Annotated in this window: 20 protein-coding genes and 1 pseudogene; 11 read left to right on the top strand and 10 right to left on the bottom strand. The window is 73.0% G+C overall.

Annotated features, from left to right (window positions below):
• The first annotated feature begins 99 nt into the window (after positions 1-99).
• On the top strand, positions 100-1,464 hold the full coding sequence (locus tag JXZ78_RS00725; RefSeq protein WP_030021547.1) for an NAD(P)/FAD-dependent oxidoreductase: 1,365 nt from the start codon (positions 100-102) through the stop codon (positions 1,462-1,464).
• A 99-nt stretch (positions 1,465-1,563) separates the two neighbouring features.
• Here the strand turns inward: JXZ78_RS00725 and JXZ78_RS00720 are convergent, their stop codons facing one another.
• Positions 1,564-1,752, bottom strand: a complete 189-nt coding sequence (locus JXZ78_RS00720; protein WP_157851638.1) for a hypothetical protein — start codon at positions 1,750-1,752, stop codon at positions 1,564-1,566.
• Positions 1,753-1,947: 195 nt separating this feature from the next.
• On the opposite strand from JXZ78_RS00720, the gene JXZ78_RS00715 reads away from it, so the two are divergent.
• Positions 1,948-2,313, top strand: a complete 366-nt coding sequence (locus JXZ78_RS00715) for a hypothetical protein (protein ID WP_157851639.1) — start codon at positions 1,948-1,950, stop codon at positions 2,311-2,313.
• A gap of 25 nt (positions 2,314-2,338) precedes the next feature.
• Here the strand turns inward: JXZ78_RS00715 and JXZ78_RS00710 are convergent, their stop codons facing one another.
• The gene (locus tag JXZ78_RS00710; RefSeq protein WP_030021550.1) at positions 2,339-2,539 is read right to left on the bottom strand and encodes a hypothetical protein; all 201 of its coding nucleotides are present in this window, start codon (positions 2,537-2,539) and stop codon (positions 2,339-2,341) included.
• A 444-nt stretch (positions 2,540-2,983) separates the two neighbouring features.
• Between JXZ78_RS00710 and JXZ78_RS00705 the strand changes: the two genes are divergently transcribed.
• The 3 genes from JXZ78_RS00705 to JXZ78_RS00695 all read left to right on the top strand — a co-directional run bounded on the left by JXZ78_RS00705 (position 2,984) and on the right by JXZ78_RS00695 (position 5,772).
• A complete protein-coding gene (locus tag JXZ78_RS00705; protein ID WP_030021551.1) occupies positions 2,984-4,189 on the top strand; it encodes a serine hydrolase domain-containing protein in 1,206 nt (401 codons plus the stop codon).
• A gap of 116 nt (positions 4,190-4,305) precedes the next feature.
• On the top strand, positions 4,306-5,274 hold the full coding sequence (locus JXZ78_RS00700; RefSeq protein ID WP_030021552.1) for an SGNH/GDSL hydrolase family protein: 969 nt from the start codon (positions 4,306-4,308) through the stop codon (positions 5,272-5,274).
• Between the two features lie 84 nt (positions 5,275-5,358).
• A complete protein-coding gene (locus JXZ78_RS00695; protein WP_030021553.1) occupies positions 5,359-5,772 on the top strand; it encodes a YchJ family protein in 414 nt (137 codons plus the stop codon).
• A gap of 63 nt (positions 5,773-5,835) precedes the next feature.
• On the opposite strand, the gene JXZ78_RS00690 is transcribed toward JXZ78_RS00695, so the two are convergent.
• Both JXZ78_RS00690 and ku read right to left on the bottom strand, forming a co-directional pair.
• Positions 5,836-6,213: an RNA-binding S4 domain-containing protein gene (locus tag JXZ78_RS00690; RefSeq protein ID WP_030021554.1), complete on the bottom strand. Its 378-nt coding sequence runs from the start codon at positions 6,211-6,213 to the stop codon at positions 5,836-5,838.
• Positions 6,214-6,279: 66 nt separating this feature from the next.
• Positions 6,280-7,380, bottom strand: coding sequence for a non-homologous end joining protein Ku (gene ku, locus JXZ78_RS00685; protein ID WP_030021555.1), 1,101 nt, complete (start codon positions 7,378-7,380; stop codon positions 6,280-6,282).
• Between the two features lie 41 nt (positions 7,381-7,421).
• On the opposite strand from ku, the gene ligD reads away from it, so the two are divergent.
• The 4 genes from ligD to JXZ78_RS00665 all read left to right on the top strand — a co-directional run bounded on the left by ligD (position 7,422) and on the right by JXZ78_RS00665 (position 12,628).
• Positions 7,422-8,309 (top strand): non-homologous end-joining DNA ligase, encoded by an 888-nt coding sequence (gene ligD / locus JXZ78_RS00680; RefSeq protein ID WP_030021556.1) that lies wholly within the window; start codon positions 7,422-7,424, stop codon positions 8,307-8,309.
• Between the two features lie 274 nt (positions 8,310-8,583).
• Positions 8,584-9,249 carry a snapalysin gene (gene snpA, locus JXZ78_RS00675; RefSeq protein WP_030021557.1) on the top strand — a complete coding sequence of 222 codons (666 nt, stop codon included), beginning with the start codon at positions 8,584-8,586 and terminating at the stop codon, positions 9,247-9,249.
• Between the two features lie 498 nt (positions 9,250-9,747).
• On the top strand, positions 9,748-11,040 hold the full coding sequence (locus tag JXZ78_RS00670; RefSeq protein ID WP_078624414.1) for a lycopene cyclase family protein: 1,293 nt from the start codon (positions 9,748-9,750) through the stop codon (positions 11,038-11,040).
• Complete coding sequence (locus JXZ78_RS00665) at positions 11,021-12,628, top strand: FAD-dependent oxidoreductase (protein WP_078624410.1); 1,608 nt, start codon at positions 11,021-11,023, stop codon at positions 12,626-12,628. Before JXZ78_RS00670 ends, JXZ78_RS00665 begins: the two co-directional genes overlap by 20 nt.
• Positions 12,629-12,641: 13 nt before the next feature.
• Here the strand turns inward: JXZ78_RS00665 and JXZ78_RS00660 are convergent, their stop codons facing one another.
• A complete protein-coding gene (locus JXZ78_RS00660) occupies positions 12,642-13,100 on the bottom strand; it encodes an Lrp/AsnC family transcriptional regulator (RefSeq protein WP_030021560.1) in 459 nt (152 codons plus the stop codon).
• A 68-nt stretch (positions 13,101-13,168) separates the two neighbouring features.
• Here JXZ78_RS00660 and JXZ78_RS00655 point away from each other — a divergent pair, with 68 nt between their 5' ends.
• Both JXZ78_RS00655 and JXZ78_RS00650 read left to right on the top strand, forming a co-directional pair.
• Positions 13,169-13,912, top strand: a complete 744-nt coding sequence (locus tag JXZ78_RS00655) for an AzlC family ABC transporter permease (protein ID WP_030021561.1) — start codon at positions 13,169-13,171, stop codon at positions 13,910-13,912.
• A complete protein-coding gene (locus JXZ78_RS00650) occupies positions 13,905-14,234 on the top strand; it encodes a branched-chain amino acid transporter permease (protein WP_030021563.1) in 330 nt (109 codons plus the stop codon). The genes JXZ78_RS00655 and JXZ78_RS00650 overlap by 8 nt, the downstream gene beginning before the upstream one ends.
• Positions 14,235-14,266: 32 nt before the next feature.
• On the opposite strand, the gene JXZ78_RS00645 is transcribed toward JXZ78_RS00650, so the two are convergent.
• The 5 genes and pseudogenes from JXZ78_RS00645 to JXZ78_RS00625 all read right to left on the bottom strand — a co-directional run bounded on the left by JXZ78_RS00645 (position 14,267) and on the right by JXZ78_RS00625 (position 19,665).
• Complete coding sequence (locus JXZ78_RS00645) at positions 14,267-14,827, bottom strand: cysteine hydrolase family protein (protein WP_030021564.1); 561 nt, start codon at positions 14,825-14,827, stop codon at positions 14,267-14,269.
• Between the two features lie 124 nt (positions 14,828-14,951).
• On the bottom strand, positions 14,952-15,959 hold the full coding sequence (locus JXZ78_RS00640) for a DUF5914 domain-containing protein (RefSeq protein WP_030021565.1): 1,008 nt from the start codon (positions 15,957-15,959) through the stop codon (positions 14,952-14,954).
• A 15-nt stretch (positions 15,960-15,974) separates the two neighbouring features.
• Positions 15,975-16,919, bottom strand: a pseudogene (locus JXZ78_RS00635) (phytoene/squalene synthase family protein); the annotation flags it as partial.
• Positions 16,916-18,466, bottom strand: a complete 1,551-nt coding sequence (crtI, locus tag JXZ78_RS00630) for a phytoene desaturase family protein (protein WP_030021566.1) — start codon at positions 18,464-18,466, stop codon at positions 16,916-16,918. The pseudogene JXZ78_RS00635 and the gene crtI, both read right to left, overlap by 4 nt.
• Positions 18,463-19,665, bottom strand: coding sequence for a polyprenyl synthetase family protein (locus JXZ78_RS00625; protein ID WP_050502666.1), 1,203 nt, complete (start codon positions 19,663-19,665; stop codon positions 18,463-18,465). The genes crtI and JXZ78_RS00625 overlap by 4 nt, the downstream gene beginning before the upstream one ends.
• Between the last annotated feature and the right edge of the window lie 28 nt (positions 19,666-19,693).

Here is a 19,693-nt window from a genome sequence, read left to right as displayed (position 1 = left end):
TCTGCTGGACGGGAACGAAGGCTTGGGCGCGCTGCCGAGCAGGCCCTGACGCGAAGCACGCAGTAGGACGGACACCCACCTGAAGGAGATCAGGACAGCATGAGGACCGACAGCACGAAGTACAGCAACTTCACCGGCTGGATCGACCGGCCGGACGACGTGCAGCCTGCACTGGACGGCGACCTCACCTGTAACATCGCCGTCATCGGCGGCGGCATGGGTGGCATGGCGGCTGCGCTGCGCCTCGCGGAGCGTGACCAGGACGTGGCCCTGCTGGAGGCCGAGTTCTGCGGCTACGGCTCGGCCTCGCGCAACGGCGGTCAGATCGCCGGGGCGCCGGGGGGCGACCTGCGGATGCTCAGCCTCCAGTCCCCGAAGAAGATGCCGGTCATGGTCAAACTGGCGGAGCACGCGGGCCACTACGTGGAAGACCTCATGAAGACGCACGACATCGACTGCGACTACGTGGCGAACGGCCTGGTGTGGGGTGCGGTCTCACCCGTCATGATGCTCAGGGTGCACACCCAGGCAGCGATCCTGCGCGCCTTCGGCGGGCAGGGGACCGTCGGCAGCAGGGAGGAACTCGGCCTCCCTGCCGGCTTCGTGGGCGGTATGCGGGAATCCATCGGCGGGATGCTGAACCCGGGCAAGCTCGCTCGGGGTGTGCGTCGCGCGCTGCTCGCCTCCTCGGCCAAGGTCTTCGAGCAGTCGCGGGTGAGCGATGTCCGGCGGACAGGCCGCACCGTCGAGCTCACGACACCGCACGGCACCGTGCGGGCCAACAAGGTGGTGCTCGCAACCAGCGTCTACGGCGGTGAGTGGGACATCACGCCCAAGAACCTCGCGACGCCGCTGTACGTCATCGAGATCGAGTCGGAACCCATCGCGCCGGAGCGGCTCGCCGAGCTGGACTGGACCAGTCGGTCCGGCATCATCACCCAGCACCAGTTGATGACCCACTACCGGCTCACCGAGCGCAACACCATCGTCTGCGGGGTCCGCCAGCCGCAGCGAGGCCAGACCTACCCGCTCCCGGACCGGGTCCCGGACCCCAGTGTCGTGCAGGACATGGGGAAGGACCTGGCCAACCGGTTCCCGTCGCTGTCCGACGTGGCCATCGAACGGGCCTGGGGCGGTTGGATCGGCATCAGCCCGGACTGGCTGTCGATCGCCGGGCAGGTGGGCGACAACGTCTTCTACTCGATGGCCTGCAACGGCCACGGCCTCTGTCAGGTGCCGTACGTGGCCCATCAGCTCGCCGACTACATCGTCGACGGTGAGATGTCGGAGGACCTCGCCGGCATCTGGTCGGACGCCTCGAAGTACCCGCCGTCGATGTCGCTGCTGATGCAGCCGCTCGTCCTCCGAGCCGTCTGGGGGCTGGACCGGTGCAACGACTTCCTCAACGGCAGCAAGACGCTGGCGCGACGGACGCTCCGTCGTCGCAGGCGCGGGGTCTCCTGAAGGTGTGGGCGGCGCCCGAACTGTGAGGGCGTGGCGCTGTCACTGGCCGGGAAGGTGCCGACGGCCAGCCCAGGCGGGTGCGAGCGACATCTGAACGCCTCACTCCCGCCGCCCCGACGGCTCATGGTCCTCCCGGGGGGCGAGCCCCAGGGCGTCGATCAGCATCGCCAGGTCCGCCGCGCTCTCGGCGCGCCCCGCGAGCACCAGCCGTGCCTGCCGGCGCTCCCGGTCGTGCGTACGGCGCGCCGCGTCCGGCGCCGGACCGGTGGTGTGGAGGTCCTCGTCCATGCGGGCCATGATCGGTGCTCGGGCTCCTTCGGGGCATGTCGGACGGGTCACTTTGGCCAGGACTCTTCTGCGGCTCATGTCCGTCGGTCACCTCATCCTTCCGCGGTCCCCGTCCCGCATTCCCCCCGGCCACTGTGAGACACGACTCGGCGCGACCGCTGGCCCGGACCCGCACCCGGCTGTTAGGGAGGGAACATGAGTACGGAGAACGAGAACACGACGGGAACCGCCATACCGACGACGACCGACATGACGACCGCCGCCGCGCCGACGGCCAGCGGCTCACCGACGACTGCCGACGTGCCGCCCACCCTGACCGTGACCGCCGTCAGCACCATCGAACCGACCGCCCCCGACGACCGCGGTTCCGACGCGTGGATGGTCATCGAGACCGCCGAACAGGGCCAGCTCCTGCTCAACCTGCCGGGTCCGCTGTCCCAGGCCGTCAAGCAGGCCACCTACCTTCCGTCGCACCTCGCGGGCGACGGCCGGCTGCCGCTGAGCCAGGAGGACAGCGCCGCCTACCGTGCGCGCGTCGCCGCCCTGGTGTCACCGAACTGAGCGGTGGGCCCCGCTCGCGGCCCGGCTACGGCAGATACCGTTCGATCGCCGCGGCCCCCTTCTCCTCGATCAGCCTGCGGGCCTCCTCGACCCGCTCCGGCGTCGGTTCCAGTCCCCTGGCCATGACCAGGTCCTCCGGATCGAACGGGCGCTCACCGCCCGTGTACAGCTCCCGCAGCCTCGCCGCGCGGGCCTCGTCGGAACCCGGAGTGTTGTCCTTGCCCATGGCGCCTCCCGAAAGATCGCTCGGGTCCGGAGAGTCCCGCCGGGCCGGCAGTGCCTCCGCTGCTTCCATCATGGGGCCGGTCCGGCAGCGCCGCACGGCGTGCCGGTCAGGACCGGCCCGGGACCGCGCAGGGGAGAGACGCCCGGCGGGCAGTGCCCGCCGCCGCACCCGCGTCACCGGCCGGCAGGCCGTCGGCCCGCACTGTCCGCACCCCCGTACAAGGGCGCCCTGACTCCGCTCCGCGTTCCCGGGCTCCCCGCCGACATTGCCGACTCCGTACCCGTGCCGTCCACGGATGAGCTGTCCGGACTTGTCCGGGACAGGTCCCGCACGATTCCGGACACGGCACCGGACGCCCCTGCACGGTCAACCTCCCGCCTCCTCCCCGGCGTCACTGACGCCACAAGGGGCGAACGCCCCTCACCGGCTCCCGGAGGCTGACCGATGACACAGCGGACCGTACGCACCGTTCTGACCGCCCTGGCCACCACCGCGGCGATGGGATTCACGACCCTGGCACCCGTGTACGCGGCGGAGCCCGCCGCGCGGGGGCACGGGCACGCGGCGACCCAGGAGGCGCTGCGCCGGCTGGTGGACGTGGCCGGGCTGCCCGGCGTGGCGGCAGAAGTCCGGGACGGCGGACAGCGGTGGTTCGGCTCGGCGGGCGTCGCGGACACCGGTACGGGGCGCGCCCGCACGGCCGACGACCGCTTCCGGGCGGCGAGCATCACCAAGCCGTTCATCGCCACCGTCCTCCTCCAGCTGGAGGCGGAGCGGAGACTGCGCCTGGACGACACCGTGGAGAAGTGGCTGCCGGGCCTGGTACGGGGGCGAGGGAACGACGGCCGCGCGATCACCCTGCGCCAGTTGCTCCAGCACACCAGCGGTCTGCCCAACTTCACCGAGGACCCGGACTTCCAGGCCAACTCCTCCGGCAGCCGCTTCCCCGAACACCGCTACGACCACCACACGCCCCAGGAGCTGGTGGCCATGGCGATGAAGTACCCTCCGACGTCCGCGCCGGGGACGCGGGCCCGGTACTCGAACACCAATTTCGTCCTCGCGGGCCTGGTCATCGAGAAGGTGACGGGCCGTTCGTACGCCCGCGAGGTGACGCGCCGTGTCATCGAGCCGTTGCGGCTGCGCGGCACGTCGTTCCCCGGGAGCCGGGCCACCATGCCGGACCCGCACCCTGTCGCGTACTCCCGGCTGCACGCCCCGGCCCCCGACGCGCCGGTCCACGACGCCACCGAGCAGAACATGACCTGGCTGGGCGCGGCGGGCGACATGATCTCCACCCTCGGCGACCTCAACCGCTTCCACCGGGCCCTGCTGCGCGGCGCGTTGCTGCCCCGCGCGCAGATGACGGAACTGCTCACCGAAATGCCGGCGGGGGAGGGGCTCGGCTTCGGGCTCGGTGTGGAGACCGCCGTCCTGTCCTGCGGCGTACGGGTGGTCGGCAAGACCGGCGGGACCAACGGCTCGATGTCCGCCTCGTTCGGCACACGGGACGGCGGCCACCAGCTGACGTTCAACATCAACGGTGACTGGCTGACGGACCAGACGCTGTACGTGAACGTGATCGAGGCGGAGTTCTGCGGCAAGGCGCCGGCACCGGCACCGGCCGGGCGGCGGCCGCACCTCCGGTAGAAGCACCCTGGCGGTCTTTTCCCGCGCGGCGCGGTGTGCTTGTCTGGTCTGCCCGTGCCGGTGTGTAGTGCACCTGACATGAGCCACCGGCCGTACGCGCGACCAGGGGCGGCCCGATGACCCGACGCTGGGTGGTACCGCTGCTCGGTGTGCTGGCCCTGGCCCTGGTCGGCGCCCTCGGCTGGAGCGTCGTCTTCGCGTCCGACCCCACGGACACCCCTACCGGCCCGCGCCCGGCCGCGACCGCTCCCGCGCCCGGCGGCAGCGCCTCCACGCCACCGCCGGAGGAGGCGGTGGAGAGCCCGGCCCCCCGACCGTCCGCCCGTGCCGCCCCCGCGATCTACCTTGGTGACTCGCTGGCCATGGAGAGCCAGACGGCGCTCGCGGAACGGCTCCGCGCGACCGGCCGGGTGACGCTGCACAGCGCGCCGCACTCCGGCACGACACTGTGCGACTACTTGACGTCCTGGCGGGGAAAGTCGCTGGTCCCCGCCCGCGACAAGGCGGCCGCGCTGGTACGGACGGTGCGCCCGCGCGTCGTGATCCTCCAGTTCTGGGGGAACGCCTGGGGCTACACGCCCTGCATGGCGGGCGCCACCTACGGTACGGCGGGCTACTACGACCGGTACGCGGCGGACGCGCGGGCACTGACCGAGGAGATCGCCGCGGCCGCCCGGGCCGCCGGCCTCGCCCGCCCGAAGATCGTCTGGGCCTCCCAGGCACCCGACGCCTTCCACCCGGACCGCGTCCGCAGGGTGAACGCCGTCTACGCGGACCGGGCCACCGCCTCAGGCGACCTGTACGCGGACGCGGGCCGCGCGCTCAGCCCGGCAGACGACCGCTACCGGTGGACCCGCCAGCTGCCCTGCGACGCCTACGAGCGCGCGCACCCCGCGTACTGCACCCACCCGGCCCCCGGCGGCGGCACCACCGACCTGCACCGCACCGACGACGCCCTGCACTTCTGCCTGGCCCCGACGACCACCACACCCCGCCCATGTCCCGTACGGTCGCCGGGCATCGACCGCTTCGCCCGCGCCGTGACGGCCACGGTCGACGGCTGGCTGCGGAGCGCGGCCGACTGACGGGCGGAGATGCGCAGAAGGGCGGTGCGGGCCGGCCCAGGGGGCACCGGCCGTACGGTCTCCCGTAACGGTCACAATCTAGGAGTGTCCAAAAACCACGCGCGCCGACGAACGGCGATCGACCCCACCGCCCCTTGCCCCTGCGGCCTCCAGGCGTCCTACGGAGAGTGCTGCGCCCGCTTCCACCACGGACAGGCAGCAGCCCCCACCGCCGAGCGGCTGATGCGCTCGCGCTACAGCGCCTTCGCAGCCGGCGACGCACCGTACCTGCTGCGCACCTGGCACCCCGCGACCCGCCCGGCGGACCTGGACTTCGAGCCGAAGCAGCACTGGACGCGCCTGGAGATCGTCGCCACGACGGGCGGCAGTGCCTTCCACAGCGAGGGCACCGTCCAGTTCCGGGCGCACTACACACTGCACGGGGAGCCCGGTGTGCAGGAGGAGAACAGCCGCTTCGTGCGGGACGAGGGCGCCTGGGTGTACCTGAGCGAGCTGTGAGTGCGCCGAGCGGCCGTACGGGAAGCCGCTGAGGCACCCCGTACGGCCGCTCGGCTCTCCGGCTCAGCGGCCTCCGCGCAGCTGCTCCAGCTCGCGCCGGTCGCGCTTGGTGGGCCGTCCGGCGCCGCGGTCGCGGTGGCCGACCGCGGCGATCTCCTCACGGGGCGGCGGCGGAGGACTGTTGTCGACGAAGCACTCCGCGGCGACCGCGGCGCCCACCCGCTTGCGGACCAGGCGCGAGACCACCACGACACGCTCGCGCCCGGCGTGCCGCAGCCGGACCTCGTCGCCTGGCCGCACCGCCTGGGCGGCCTTCGCCCGCTCTCCGTTGACCCGTACATGCCCGCCGCGGCAGGCCGTCGCGGCCGCCGAACGCGTCTTGGTCAGCCGGACGGACCAGATCCAGCTGTCGACGCGCACCGTTCCCTCGTCTGAAGCCATGCACCGACTTTAAGGCCACCGGTGGCCGCGCGAGGACCCATGCCGAAACCGCCCGCACGGGGTGTCTCAGGCCGACGCCTTCTTCCCGCTCCGCTTGGCGGTGCTCTTCTTCGCGGCGGACTTGGCCGTGGACGTCTTCGCCGCGGTCTTCTTGCCGCCCGAGCTGCCGCTCCCCGCCGTCTTCTTCGCGCCGGACCCGCCCGGCGCCTTGCCCGAAGCGGTCTTCTCGGCGGCGGCCCCGGACGTCTTACGGGCCGCTGCCGTCTTCTTGGCGCCACCGCCGGACGCGGTCTTCGCCGCGGTCTTCTTCGCGGTCTTGCGGCTCCCGATCGGCGTGACCGACGCCGACTCCTCGTCCTGCTCCACCCCGCCGCCACCGTTCTCCCCGCGCGACTCGCGCGCCGCGCGGACGCTGTTCTCCAGCGCGGCCATCAGGTCGATGACCTTGCCGCCGGCGCCGGGCGCGGTCCGGGGCGCGGCCGGCTCGCCGCCCTCCAGCTTCGCGGAGACCAGCTCTTCGACGGCCTCCCGGTAGTCGTCGTGCAGCTCGGACTCGTCCAGGTCGCCGAGCGAGTCCATCAGGGTCTCGGCGAGGGTCAGCTCGTTCTCCCGGATCTCGACCTTGTCGGCCGGGGCGACGGTGCGCGCCGAGCGGACCTGGTCCGGCCAGAGCAGGGTGTGCATGGCGATCGCCCCGTCGTGCGACCGGAGCATGGCCAGCGTCTCCCGCCCGTGCATGGCGACCTTGCCGATCGCGACCTTCTCCTGGTGCTCCAGCGCGTCCCGCAGCAGGGCGTACGGCTTGGCGGCGGCGACGCCGTTGGGCCCCAGGAAGTAGGACTTGTCCAGCTGGAGCGGGTCGATCTCGTCCGCGCCGACGAAGGCCAGGATGGTCAGGGTCTTGGTGGTCGGCAGCGGCAGCTTGGCCAGGTCCTCGTCGGTGATCGGCACGATCGTGTCGTCCGCGGCCTGGTAGCCCTTGCCGACCTCCTCGTTGGGGACCTCCTCGCCGTCCAGCTCGCACACCTTGCGGTAGTGGATCCGGCCGCCGTCCTTCTCGTGGATGCGGACGAACGAGACGGAGGCGGTGCGCTCGGTCGCGCTGTAGGTCTTCACGGGGATGCTGACCAGCCCGAAGGAGATAGACCCGTTCCAAACAGATCGCATGTCTCATCCTTGCCGTGGCATTTGTATGGGATGGTCATCGTATGTCGCCAATCACCGTCGTGGAGGGGCGGCGGCTGTCGCTCACCAACCTGGACAAGGTCCTGTATCCGCGGACCGGCACCACCAAGGGCGAGCTGCTGCACTACTACGCCACCACCGCGGGCGCCCTCCTCGCCCACGTCCACGACCGGCCCGTCTCCTTCCTGCGCTATCCCGACGGGCCCGACGGCCAGCAGTTCTTCACCAAGAACGTGCCGCCCGGGACGCCCGCATGGGTGAAGACCACCGAGGTGCCCGGCAGCACGGCGAAGTCCCGGCAGCAGGTGCTGGTCCGCGACGTACCGACCCTGATGTGGGCCGCCAACCTCGTCGTCGAGCTGCACACCCCGCAGTGGACCGCCGCCGCGCCCCGCATCGCCGACCGGCTCGTGTTCGACCTCGACCCGGGGGAGCCGGCCACGATCGTGGAGTGCTGCGGGGTGGCCCGGTGGCTGCGCGAGCGCCTGGCGGCCGACGGCCTCAACGTCTACGCGAAGACCAGCGGCTCGAAGGGCCTGCACATCCTCGTACCGATCGAGCCGACGCCCTCGGACGACGTCACGGCGTACGCCAAGGCGATCGCCGTCGAGGCCGAGCAGACCCTGCCCGGCCATGTCGTGCACCGGATGACCAAGGCTCTGCGGCCGGGGAAGGTCTTCATCGACTTCTCGCAGAACTCGGCCTCCAAGACCACCGCCGCCCCCTACACGGTGCGCGCCCGTGCGCTGCCGACCGTCTCCGCCCCCGTGACCTGGGACGAGGTCGAGGCCTGTACGGACCCGGAGCAGCTCACGTTCCTCTTCGACGCCGTCGCCGAGCGCCGTGAGCGCCACGGCGACCTGCTCGCGCCCCTGCTCAACCTCAACCGGGCGCGGCCGCTGCCCGGCTGACGTCCGGGCCCGCACCTCCGTCGAACGCGTACGGAATACGTCATTCGACGTAGTCGGTGATGACGCGGGCAGGTGCCGCGTTCCCGTGCCAACGGTGTGAACGGGACCTTCGCCGCGTCATGAACCTTGCGTGACAAGGGAGTTGCGGAGGGCTGGGCTCCGGACGCCCGGGGCGATGTCACGGCCCTATCACCAAAAGCTGTCATCCGCAGCGGACCTTGATTCCTTCACAATCCGGGTACCAAATCCCTCCCACGGATGACGAGGTTCCCCCATGAGACCCACCCGTACGGTCCTCACCGCCGTGCTCGGCCTCGGTCTGGCCGCCTCCCTCGGTACCGTCCCCGCCACCGCGGCTTCCGCGCCGGCCGCCCCCGCCGCCGCGAACGTCTCCACCCCGGCCTCCATAGCCAAGTACGCCGGCTCGGCCGAGGAAGCCACGGCCAACAAGGCGTTCTTCCAGGCCGTCATGAAGGCCGCCGCCGCCAAGCGCGCGGCGACGCCCGGCATCAAGGCGGTCACCGTCACGTACAACGCGAGCAGCGCTCCCACCTTCCGCAGCCAGATAGCGCGCAGCACGCAGATCTGGAACAGCTCGGTGACCAACGTGAAGCTCCAGGAAGGCTCCAGGGGCGACTTCTCGTACCGCGAGGGCAACGATGCCCGCGGCTCCTACGCGAGCACCGACGGCCACGGCCGGGGCTACATCTTCCTCGACTACCGGCAGAACCAGCAGTACAACTCCACCCGCGTGGTGGCTCACGAGACGGGTCACGTCCTCGGCCTGCCCGACCACTACTCGGGCCCGTGCAGCGAGCTGATGTCGGGCGGCGGCCCCGGCCCCTCCTGCCAGAACACCAACCCGAACGCGCAGGAGCGCGCCCGGGTGGACGCCCTGTGGCGCAACGGCCTGGTGGCGCAGCTCGCCCCGGCCTCCTGACCTGCTGATCTCCTGATCTGCTGACGACTGCCGCGTGGAGGGGAACGGCCCCTGCCGCGCGGCAGTCGCATGCCTACGCGCGTGCGGTGCCCGTGCGCACCGGGGGTGACCGGCGGGGAGCGATATGCGTCACATCGATCTGGTTTGGTGTAGAGGCCATCAATGGTTTATCGTTCAATTGATCACGGGTTGTGCGGACCCTTTCGTCGACTCGTCGGCGAGGGCGGCGTCCCCGCCCGTTCCGGACCGCCCCGGCCAGCTCCCCCCGTCTGGCCGGGGCTTTCTCCGTTCCCGTACGGATGCCCCGGACCCCACCGCCGCGCGTGTCACGGACCGGCCGCCGCCCGTCCGGCGTGGTAAGGATCATGGCGATACGTCCCGGTGCGGAGTCGGCGGCCCGGAAGGCGGCCCCGGGACCGGTGGAACCCGGCCGGGCGGGCACACGCAGACGTGGCGGACCCGTCGGTCCGGTGCCGGGCGGTACGGGAGGGAGTCGGCGTGTACGACACGGAGGTGGCCGTCGTGGGCGGTGGCGCCGCCGGACTCTCCCTCGCCCACCGGCTCTGCGCCCCGCCGCCCGGCGCCCGCTGCCCCCAGGTGACCGTCGTGGACGCGCCGCCGGGACCGCTCAGGCCCCCCGAACGCACCTGGTGCTACTGGGAAGGGCCGGACGGCGAGTACGACGGCGTCCTCGCGGCCTCCTGGGACCGGCTCCGCGTCCACGGGGCCGACGGCTCCCCGCTGACCGGACGTCCGGCACCGCTGCGGTACAAGATGCTGCGCTCCGGCGCGTTCGGGGAACTGGTCGGTGACCGGCTCGCGGCCACCCCCTCCGCACACCGGGTGACGGCCGTCGTGGACGACGTGCGCACGCTGCCGGGCGGCGCCGAGGTCCGCGGCACGACTCCGGAAGGCGCCCCCCTGCGGCTGCGGGCCCGCTGGGTGTTCGACTCCCGGCCCCTGCCCGCCCTGCCGCCCGCCCGCACCACCCTGCTCCAGCACTTCCACGGCTGGTTCGTCCGCACGGAACGGCCCGAGTTCGACCCCGCGACCGCCGACCTGATGGACTTCCGCACCCCGCAGCCGGACCACGGGCTCTCCTTCGGCTACGTCCTCCCGCTCGGCCCGCACGAAGCGCTGGTCGAGTACACCGAGTTCTCCGCCGCCCCGCTGGACGAGGCCGCCTACCACCGTGCGCTGCGCCACTACCTCACCGAGGTCCGTCCGCTCGGCCCGTACCGGATCACCGCCTCCGAACAGGGCGTCATCCCGATGACCGACGCGCGCTTCCCCCGCGGCGCCGGGCCCGGCGTCTTCCGGATCGGCGCCGCGGGCGGCGCCACCCGTCCGTCGACCGGCTACACCTTCGCCGCAGTCCAGCGCCAGACCCGGGCCATCGCCGCCGCCGTCCACCAGGGCCGCTCCCCGGCCCCGCCGCCCCCGCACACCGCGCGCTCCCGGCTGATGGACGCCGTCCTGCTGCGCGCCCTCGACCGTGGACGCATCGACGGCGCCGACTTCTTCACCGGGCTGTTCCGCGGCGTACCGATGGAACGGCTGCTGCGCTTCCTGGACGGCGGCACCCGGCTGCACGAGGACCTGTCGATCGGCCTCCACACCCCCGTTCTGCCCATGCTGCGCACCGTGGCCGAGATGCCGGGGCTGCGCCGTCGTCCGTACGTACGCACGGTCCGTACGGAGAGCGGCGTGCCGACGACCGCACCGGCCGTTGCCCCGGCCACCCCGGCCCCGAACAGGAACGGACCGTCCGATGACGACCCTCCCGCGTGAAGCTGCCCTCCCGGCCACGCTCCCGGCCGCCGCCCGGCGCACCCCCACCGCCCCGTGCCGGGGCCGGGACCGGCGCGCCCGTGTCGTGCCGCCACCGCCGGGCCGGGCCAGGATCACCGGCGAGCCACCGCACGTCGCGGTGCTCGGCGGCGGCATCGCCGGACTGGCCGCGGCCACCGGACTCGCCGAACGGGGCGTCCGGGTCACGCTGTACGAGCGGGAACCGGGGCTCGGCGGCCGGCTCGCCGGACGGCGGATCCAGCTCGCCGACGGCTCCGGGGCGACCATGACCCGCGGCTTCCACGCCTTCTTCCGCCAGTACTACAACCTGCGCGGCCTGCTGCGGCGCGCCGACCCGGCGCTGGCCGCGCTCACCGGACTGCCCGACTACCCGCTGCGCCACAGCAACGGCCTCCAGGACAGCTTCGCCCACGTCCCGCGCACGCCGCCGTGGAGCGCCCTCGGTTTCGCCGCGCTCAGCCCTACGTTCACCCTGCGCGAGATGGCCCGGATGAACCCGCGCGCCGCCCTGCCGCTGCTCGACGTACGCACCCCCGACGTGTACGAGCGCCTGGACGGCGTCAGCGCGCGCCGACTGCTGGACCGCATCCGCTTTCCCGAGGCCGCGCACCACCTGGCGTTCGAGGTGTTCTCCCGCAGTTTCTTCGCCGACCCCGGGGAACTGTCGGCCGCCGAGATGGCCCTGATGTTCCACATCTACTTCCTCGGCTCCAGTGAAGGGCTGCTGTTCGACGTCCCCGGCGAGCCGTTCCCGCAGGCACTCTGGGAACCGCTGGGACGTTACCTGACCGGGCACGGTGTCACCTTCCGGACCGGCTGCGCGGTGGAGTCCGTGGAGCCCGCCCCGGGGCACGGCGCGGGCGTGACCGTACGGGGCGGCCACGGCGCGGCGCGCCACGACGCGGTCGTGCTCGCCCTCGACGTGACCGGGCTGCGCCGCGTGGTCGCCGCCTCACCGCGACTGGGCGACCCGGAATGGCGCGAACGGATGCTGCGGCTGCGCACCGCCCCGCCGTTCCTCGTCTCCCGCCTCTGGCTCGACCGGCCGGTGGCCCCGGACCGGCCGGGATTCCTCGGCACCAGCGGCTTCGGCCCGCTCGACAACGTCAGCGTGCTGGAGCGATGGGAAGGGGAAGCGGCCCGGTGGGCCTCCCGTAACGGCGGCTCGGTGGTGGAACTGCACGCGTACGCGCTCGGCACGGACACCGCCCGGCAGGCGCAACAGGACCGGCTGATCGGCCAACTCCAGCGCGTCTACCCGGAGACGGGCGAGGCGAAGATCGTCGACGCCCAGCACGAGTGGCGCGCGGACTGCCCCCTGTTCCCGGTGGACGGCTTCCGCGACCGCCCCACCGTACGCACCACCGACCCGGCCGTGACGGTCGCCGGCGACCTCGTCCGTACCGACCTGCCGGTGGCCCTGATGGAACGCGCGGCCACCACCGGCTTCCTCGCCGCCAACACCCTGTTGGAGCGGTGGGGCGTGCGCGGCCAGACCCTGTGGACGGTCCCGGACCGCGGCCGGTCGGCGGTGCTGCGCGGACTGGCTCGGCTGCTCGGCACCTGAGGCACGCGTGCGGTCAGGAGTCGGTCTTGATCTTCTGCATGGTCAGGTGGGACTCCACGCGCAGGATGCCGGGCAGGCCGGTGAGCTTGGAGGTGAGGAAGGCGCTGTAGGCGTCGTGGTCGGCGACGGCGACGCGCAGGAAGTAGTCGGGGCGGCCGAACATCCGGCGGAACTCGACGACTTCCTCGTACGAGGAGAGCGTCTCCTCCAGTATGCCGATGGTCTTCAGGTCGTTGGCGGACACCTCGACGTCGACCATGACCTCCAGGCCGCGGCCGACGGCTTCGGGATTGACGACGGCGCGGTAGCCGGTGATCACGCCGGTCTCCTCCAGCCGCTTGAGGCGGCGCAGGCACGGTGGCGGGGTCAGGCCGACCCGCTTGGCCAGTTCCACGTTGGTCAGCCGGCCGTCCTGGCTCAGGTGAAACAAAATGTCGCGGTCCACGGCATCGAGGGAGATTTCGTTGCTCATGACGCCACCATAAGCGAATAATCGGAAACCAAATAAGGTGGAAATCTTTCTAGGATTTCCCTGTGCCCATGTTTCCGGTCGCGGTGAGCGACTCCCTTTGCCCTGCCCCCATACCCCCGGCCCGGCGGCGGACCGAAGCCCTCGCGGCTCTGAAGGACTCCGCCTCCGTCGGGCTGGGCCTGCTGCCGCTCGGCCTCGCCCTCGGGGTCGTCATCACCCACGCCGGCCTGCCCCGGTGGTGCGCGCCGCTGTTCGCCGCCGTCGTCTACGCCGGATCCTTCGAGTTCCTGCTGGTGGGCCTGACCGTCGCGGCCGCGCCGCTGGCCACGATCGCGCTGACCGGCTTCATGGTCAACGCCCGGCACGTCTTCTACGCACTGTCCTTCCCCCTGCACCGGGTGCGCGGACGCTTCGGCAAGGCGTACAGCACCTTTGCCCTGACCGACGAGGCCTACGCCATGACCACCGGCGGGCAGGCCCGGTCGTGGTCCGGCGCGCGCATCCTGTCGCTCCAGGCGATCCTCCAGGTCTACTGGGTCGGCGGTGCCACCGTCGGCGCCCTGCTCGGCTCGCTGATACCCGACCGCGTCACCGGCCTGGACTTCGCCATGACCGCCCTGTTCGCCGTCCTGGCCCTGGATGCCGTCGCCGAACGCCGCGGCGACCTGCCCACCCCTGTCCTCGCACTGCTCAGCGCCCTGGCCGCCCGGGCCGTCCTCCCCGGCCAGCTACTGCCCGTGGCCTTCGCCCTGTTCACCGCCGCGCTCCTGGTCCGTCACCTCGCCACCCGCAAGAGGCCTTCACATGACTGACACCCGCTACCTGCTGCTGGCCGCCGCGGTCTCGGCCGCCGTCAACTGGACCCTGCGCGCCGCGCCCTTCACCGTTCTGGCCTCCCTGCGCGCCGGCAAGACACTCCAGTACCTCAGCACCACCATGCCGTCCGGCATCATGGTGATCCTGCTCGTCTACTGCCTGCGCGACCTGCCGCTGCCCCAGGCACACGCCTTCGCGCCCCTGGCGGCACTGGCCGTCACTGTCGGACTGCATCTGTGGCGCCGCAACGCCTTGCTGAGCATCATCGGCGGCACCACCGTCCATGTCGCCCTGGCCAGCACTGTCTTCGCGAGCTGAAGGCCGGTGTCCGGGCCCGGACCCGTCTCCCGCTAATGAGGGGCGACGGCCTTGACCCAGTCGTCTACGGTGACGACGTCGGCCCACTGCGGGAACAGCTGCTCGACGAGGACCCGGTGCAGCTCCGGGTCGGTGTCCAGGCAGGCGTCGGGCAGGACGGTGAGGCCGAAGTCCAGGTCGTTGGCCTGGCACAGGGTGGACAGCACCACGGCGCTGGTGGCGATACCGGTCAGCACGAGACGGTCGATGCCGCGAGCCCTCAGCACCACGTCGAGGTCGCTGCCCGAGAACGCGCTCGCCCGCCTCTTGGTGACCACCACATCGCCCTGCCGGGGCGCCACGTCGGGGTGGATCTCGGTGCCGGGTGCGCCTTCCACGAAGAGGCCGGCCTGCGCGATGGCGGCCAACGGCCGGTTCCGGGAGCCGACTTCGGGGAAGCCGGGGCGCAGCGCGATGACCACGTAGATCACGGGCATCTTCGCCGCCCGGGCGCCGTCGATCGCCCTGCGCAGGCGCGGGAGGTACCCGGAGCCGTCATCGGCGATGTCCACGATGGCCCGTTGGACGTCCATCACAAGAAGAGCGCTGCTCATGTCGTCTCCGGAAACGAAGTCGGTCCGGCGTCGGTCCGGTGTCGGAACAGGCCGGCGGGGTACTGGCGTCGCATCCTATGCGGCCCCCTGCACGGCCTCCCAGGAGATTTCCTGTGCAGCCTCCTCAACCGGGAAAGCGCCCCGAACTGCGCAGCTCCCACCGCCGTTCCGCATACGCCATGTCGTCGCGCCACAAGCGTCCCGCCGTCGCCCGCATCAGCGGACGCAGCAGGGGAGCGGCCGCGCGGGCCACCGCGAACCCCGGGCGGGCGGAGGCGGCGACGACCGCTTCCACGACGGCGGTGCGCGGGCGGCCGGAGGCGTCCGTACCGAGCGGGGTGGCGTGGGTCTCCACGACCGATCCCACGCCCTCGCCCTCGGTGATGCGCATGACCACGGTGCGCGGCCCGGGCGCCGTGAACTCCGCGCGGACCGGGACGACCAGCCGCCCGGCGACCTTGAAGGAGACATCCACCGTGAACGCGTCCTGCGGGCCCGCCGGGCCGTCCGCCACGGTCAGATCGACGAAGGAGTACGGGTGGAACCAGGCGCCGTGCCACGGGTCGAGCCGGTTGGCGACCACGTCGTCCGGCGCACAGCGCCCGACGCCGGTGTAGACGGCCGCGACGGCGTCGGCCGCCGCCGGGCGTACGGGGACACGGGGCCGCGCCAGCGGCTCCTCGCCGCCCACCCGGTCCAGGCGCACCCAGACCAGCACCCCGTCGTCGTACACCGGGTACGGCTCCCACCCGGCGAAGGGGCCGCCGTCCAGGCCGAGTCCGTGCCAGTGGCAGACGAGGGTGCCGCACCGCACCGGACTGTCCTTCAAGGGCGCGCCCAGATGCGGGCAGGCACCGGGACCGCCGCGCAGCCGCCCGTCGGTGGCGCGCCACAGCACCACCTCCGTTCCGGCGACGGTCCGCCCCAGCGGCCGGTCCCGGCCGACGTCACGGGAGGCGCCCACGGCGTACCAGTTGCCGGACGGCCGGGACCTGGCGCGTTCCAGCGCACCTGCGATCACGCTGGGCGCGGCGTCCCGCCAGGTGGGCCGCTGGCGTTCCCACGCGACGGGCCGCCGGCGCAGGCTCAGCGGGAAGCGGCCGCGCCCAGCGGGGCGGCGGGGAGCGTCCACGGTGCTTCCTCCCGGGCGTGGCGCGGTGCGTTCTGCGGTGCGGGCCGCCGTCACCCGTACCAGCCCGTCCAGGGCCACGGTCGCGCGGACCGGGCGCGACACCACGGCGCGACGGTGCAGGACCGCGTAGCCGTCGGCTTCCACGGCGTCCAGGATGCCGCGGTAGAGGATGAAGGCGGTACGGATGCACGGCCGGGACGCCGGGTCGAGCATGGCGACGCCGGGTGCGGCCCGCCGGTAGACGCCGCGGGTGAGGTCGGCTGCGGCCCGTAGCGCGGCGGTGATCCGGAGGTCCTCGGCGCCCGTCAGCCTGCTCCACCTCAGCAGTTCCCGGTCCACGCCGTGCTCGGCCAGCAGGTCGGCGGGGAGGTAGACGCGGCCCCGGTCCAGGTCCTCGCCCACGTCCCGCAGGAAGTTGGTGAGCTGGAAGGCCGCTCCGAGGGCGGCGGCGTGCGGCGCGGCCTCCTCGCGGGGCGTGACCGTGCCGAGGACCGGCAGCATCTGGAGGCCGATCACCTCGGCCGAGCCGTACATGTACCGGCGCAGGTCGTCGTAGGTCGGATAGTCGGTGACCTCCAGGTCGGCGCGCATGGAGGCCATGAAGGCGGTGAAGTACGCCGGGTCGATGCCGTAGACGGCGCTGGTGTGCGCCAGCGCCCGTACCACCGGCTCGTCCCCGCCCCCCTGGGTGAGGCCCGCGTGCAGCTGCGCCTCCAGGGCGCGCAGAGCTGCCGCGCGCTCCTGGGGCGTGGCGCCGTCGTCCAGGCTGTCGACGATGTCGTCCGCCCAGCGGGCGAACCCGTACAGGGCGTGGACGGCGGGACGACGGGCCACCGGAAGCAGCCGGGTGGCCAGGAAATACGTTTTCCCGTGCCGGGCGTTGAGCCGGCGGCAGTGGCTGTAGGCGGCGCGCAGCGCGGGCTCGGTGACGCCCGCGGCGTCCAGTTCCCGGGCGGTCACGCGCTGCCGCCCCGGGGACGGGCGGGGCGCCGCGCGCCCAGGTCGGTCACCCTGGCGGACCGCGCGGACCCACCGCCGGTCACCCGCGCCGCGGCCAGCTTCCCCGAGACCAGCACGGTGGGCACCCCCACGCCCGGGGTGGTGCCGCACCCGGCGAGTACGGCGTTCTCGGTGCCGCGCACCAGGTTGCGCGGGCGGAACGGCCCGGTCTGCGCGAAGGTGTGGGCGGCGGAGAACGGGGTGCCGGCGCCGTGCCCCTGACGGCTCCAGTCCGCCGGGGTGACCAGGCACTCCTCCTCGGCCGCCGCGTCCAGGCCGGTGAAGCCGCGCCGGTCCAGTTCGGCGAGGAGCGCGGTGCGGTAGCGGGGGCCGATGTCGCGCCAGGCGTGCACGCCGGGCCCGATGTCGGTGTTGGGGCAGGGCGCGAGGACATAGTGCAGGTGACGGCCCGGCGGGGCGAGCGACGGGTCGGTGGCGGTCGGCCGGGTCAGCAGCAGCGAGGGATCGCTCATCAGCCTTCCGGTGCGGGTGAGTTCGTGGAAGGTACGGTGCCAGGCGGCGCCGAACGAGAGGGTGTGGTGACCCGGTTCCGGCCAGGTCGCGGACGTGCCCGCGTGCAGGACCACGGCCGAGGGGGAGCGGCGCAGCGGCACCGGGCGCCGCGGGGTGCGGCCGAGCAGCCGGTACGCCTCGGGCAGGTCGGCGGTGAGCACCACCGCGTCGCACGGGACGCGCCCGGCATCGGTGACGACGGCGGTGACCCGGCCGCCGGAACGTTCCAGCGCGCGCACCTCGTGCCCGTACCGGAACTCCCCGCCCGCCTCGGCCGCGGCGTCCGCCATGGCGCGGGGCAGCGCGTGCATCCCGCCGCGCGGGAAGTACACACCGGCCACCGTGTCCATGTAGGCGATGACGGCGTACGCGGCGAGCGCGCGGGCCGGCGGCACGCCCGCGTACAGCGACTGGAAGGAGAAGACGCGGCGCACCCGCTCGTCGGCCAGGAACCGCCCGATACGGGCGTCGAGCCGGCCGAAGCCGCCGAGCGCCGCGAGGCGGGCGAGGTCGGGATGGAGCAGGTGCAGCGGCGAGTCGAAGTTGGCGTCGATGAAGCGCCGCATCTGGACCGTGTACAGCCGGCTCAGCCAGGAGCGCAGCCGCCGGTAGCCCGCGGCCTCCCGGGCCCCGGCGAACCGTTCGATCTCGGCCTCCATGGCCTCCGCTCCGGTGTGCACGTCCAGCGTGCTGCCGTCGGCGAACCGGGCGCGGTAGGCGGGGTGCAGGGGCACCAGGTCCAGCCGCCCGGCCATCGAGGCGCCGACCGCGGCGAACGCCTCCTCGGCCAGGTCCGGCATGGTCAGCACGGTCGGTCCGGTGTCGATCAGATAGCCGCCGCGTTCCAGACGGCCGCACCGGCCGCCGGGCCGGAGCCCGCGCTCGACCACGGTCACCCGCCGCCCGGCGCCGAGCAGATGCAGCGCGGCGGAGAGTCCGGACAGCCCGGCGCCGATGACGACGACATGGTCGGTACGGCCGGGTACGGACTTCACCGTTCACCTGCGCGGGCCGTCACGCCGGGCACCGTCGGGGGACAGCCGCCCGGCGGGGAGTGCGGGCGGGCGCCGGCCGTGGCACGGAGCAGCGCGTGCAGCTGGCGGAGGGCGGCCGGATCGGCGGTGCGCATGTCGGACAGATGCGCCACACTCCGGTCGGCGAGCACCTCGACCTTGTCCTCCAGGGCGGCGCGGGCCCCGGTCGAGACGAACACCTCCCGTACGCGGTCCACGGCGGCGGCGGAGAGGTCCGGGTCGCCCAGCGCCGCGTCGAGGACGCCGAGGGCCCCGTCGTCGCCGGCGGCTTCCGCGCGGGCGCGGGCGACCGTGGTGAGGTACGTCAACTTGCCTTCGCGAAGGTCGTCACCGGACGGTTTTCCGGTCTCCTCCGGGTCACCGAACACCCCCAGCAGGTCGTCGTGGAGCTGGAAGGCGAGCCCGGCGCAGCGGCCCGCCGAGCGCAGCGCACCGGCCGCCCGGTCATCGGCGCCGGCCAGCGTGGCGCCCATCAGCAGCGGCCGCTCGACCGAGTAGCGCGCGCTCTTGAGGCGGGCGGTGCGGACCGCGCGGGCGGGGGAGCGGCACGCGGTGACCTGGCTGTGCAGGTCGAGGTACTGGCCGGCGACCATCTCGGTCCGCATGGTCCGCCACAGAGCGTGCACCGCGGACCGCGCGGTCGCGGGGAAGCCGGTGTCCATGACGGTGTCGTCGGCCCAGGCCAGTGCGAGGTCGCCGGCCAGCACCGCCGCGGACCGGCCGAACGCCTCGGCCGACCGGGCGGAGCGGCCGTTCCCGGGCTGCCGGGCGTACTGCCCCCGCATCTCGGCGTGCAGAGCGGGTCTGCCCCTGCGCAGCTCGGCGCCGTCCATCACGTCGTCGTGCACCAGCGCGCAGGTCTGGACGAGTTCGAGCGCGGCGGCCAGCCGCAGCGCGGCCCCCGCCGTCTCACCGCCGCCACCGCAGACCCGCAGGCCCCACCACACGAACCGGCCACGCAGCCGCTTGCCGCCGCCCAGCGTGAAGCGTGCGACGCGTTCAGCGATGTCACGGCGGAACAGGGCGTCGGCCGCCGAGGCCTCCGCGAGCCGCGCGCCGAGCACCTCGTCCAGCACCCGCTCGACGGCGCCCGCGACGTCCGCGTCCACCGCCCGGGCCCGGTCCGCGCCCGGGTCGTCCGCTGCCCGGATACGGCGCATCACACATCCTTCCGTAGAGCCGGCCGGT

It is taken from the genome of Streptomyces monomycini, assembly GCF_022271435.1.
GTDB classification, from domain to species: Bacteria; Actinomycetota; Actinomycetes; order Streptomycetales; family Streptomycetaceae; genus Streptomyces; species Streptomyces monomycini.
The sequence above is the reverse complement of the archived record's forward strand: the minus strand, read 5'-3'. Positions and strand labels throughout refer to the sequence as shown.

What these genes read in the sequence shown, in the direction of transcription:
- JXZ78_RS00725 (WP_030021547.1), top strand. Translation starts at nt 100, where the DNA reads ATGAGGACCGACAGCACGAAGTACAGCAACTTCACCGGCTGGATCGAC.
- JXZ78_RS00720 (WP_157851638.1), bottom strand. Translation starts at nt 1,752, where the DNA reads ATGGACGAGGACCTCCACACCACCGGTCCGGCGCCGGACGCGGCGCGC.
- JXZ78_RS00715 (WP_157851639.1), top strand. Translation starts at nt 1,948, where the DNA reads ATGAGTACGGAGAACGAGAACACGACGGGAACCGCCATACCGACGACG.
- JXZ78_RS00710 (WP_030021550.1), bottom strand. Translation starts at nt 2,539, where the DNA reads ATGGGCAAGGACAACACTCCGGGTTCCGACGAGGCCCGCGCGGCGAGG.
- JXZ78_RS00705 (WP_030021551.1), top strand. Translation starts at nt 2,984, where the DNA reads ATGACACAGCGGACCGTACGCACCGTTCTGACCGCCCTGGCCACCACC.
- JXZ78_RS00700 (WP_030021552.1), top strand. Translation starts at nt 4,306, where the DNA reads ATGACCCGACGCTGGGTGGTACCGCTGCTCGGTGTGCTGGCCCTGGCC.
- JXZ78_RS00690 (WP_030021554.1), bottom strand. Translation starts at nt 6,213, where the DNA reads ATGGCTTCAGACGAGGGAACGGTGCGCGTCGACAGCTGGATCTGGTCC.
- ku (WP_030021555.1), bottom strand. Translation starts at nt 7,380, where the DNA reads ATGCGATCTGTTTGGAACGGGTCTATCTCCTTCGGGCTGGTCAGCATC.
- ligD (WP_030021556.1), top strand. Translation starts at nt 7,422, where the DNA reads ATGTCGCCAATCACCGTCGTGGAGGGGCGGCGGCTGTCGCTCACCAAC.
- snpA (WP_030021557.1), top strand. Translation starts at nt 8,584, where the DNA reads ATGAGACCCACCCGTACGGTCCTCACCGCCGTGCTCGGCCTCGGTCTG.
- JXZ78_RS00665 (WP_078624410.1), top strand. Translation starts at nt 11,021, where the DNA reads ATGACGACCCTCCCGCGTGAAGCTGCCCTCCCGGCCACGCTCCCGGCC.
- JXZ78_RS00660 (WP_030021560.1), bottom strand. Translation starts at nt 13,100, where the DNA reads ATGAGCAACGAAATCTCCCTCGATGCCGTGGACCGCGACATTTTGTTT.
- JXZ78_RS00655 (WP_030021561.1), top strand. Translation starts at nt 13,169, where the DNA reads ATGTTTCCGGTCGCGGTGAGCGACTCCCTTTGCCCTGCCCCCATACCC.
- JXZ78_RS00650 (WP_030021563.1), top strand. Translation starts at nt 13,905, where the DNA reads ATGACTGACACCCGCTACCTGCTGCTGGCCGCCGCGGTCTCGGCCGCC.
- JXZ78_RS00645 (WP_030021564.1), bottom strand. Translation starts at nt 14,827, where the DNA reads ATGAGCAGCGCTCTTCTTGTGATGGACGTCCAACGGGCCATCGTGGAC.
- JXZ78_RS00625 (WP_050502666.1), bottom strand. Translation starts at nt 19,665, where the DNA reads ATGCGCCGTATCCGGGCAGCGGACGACCCGGGCGCGGACCGGGCCCGG.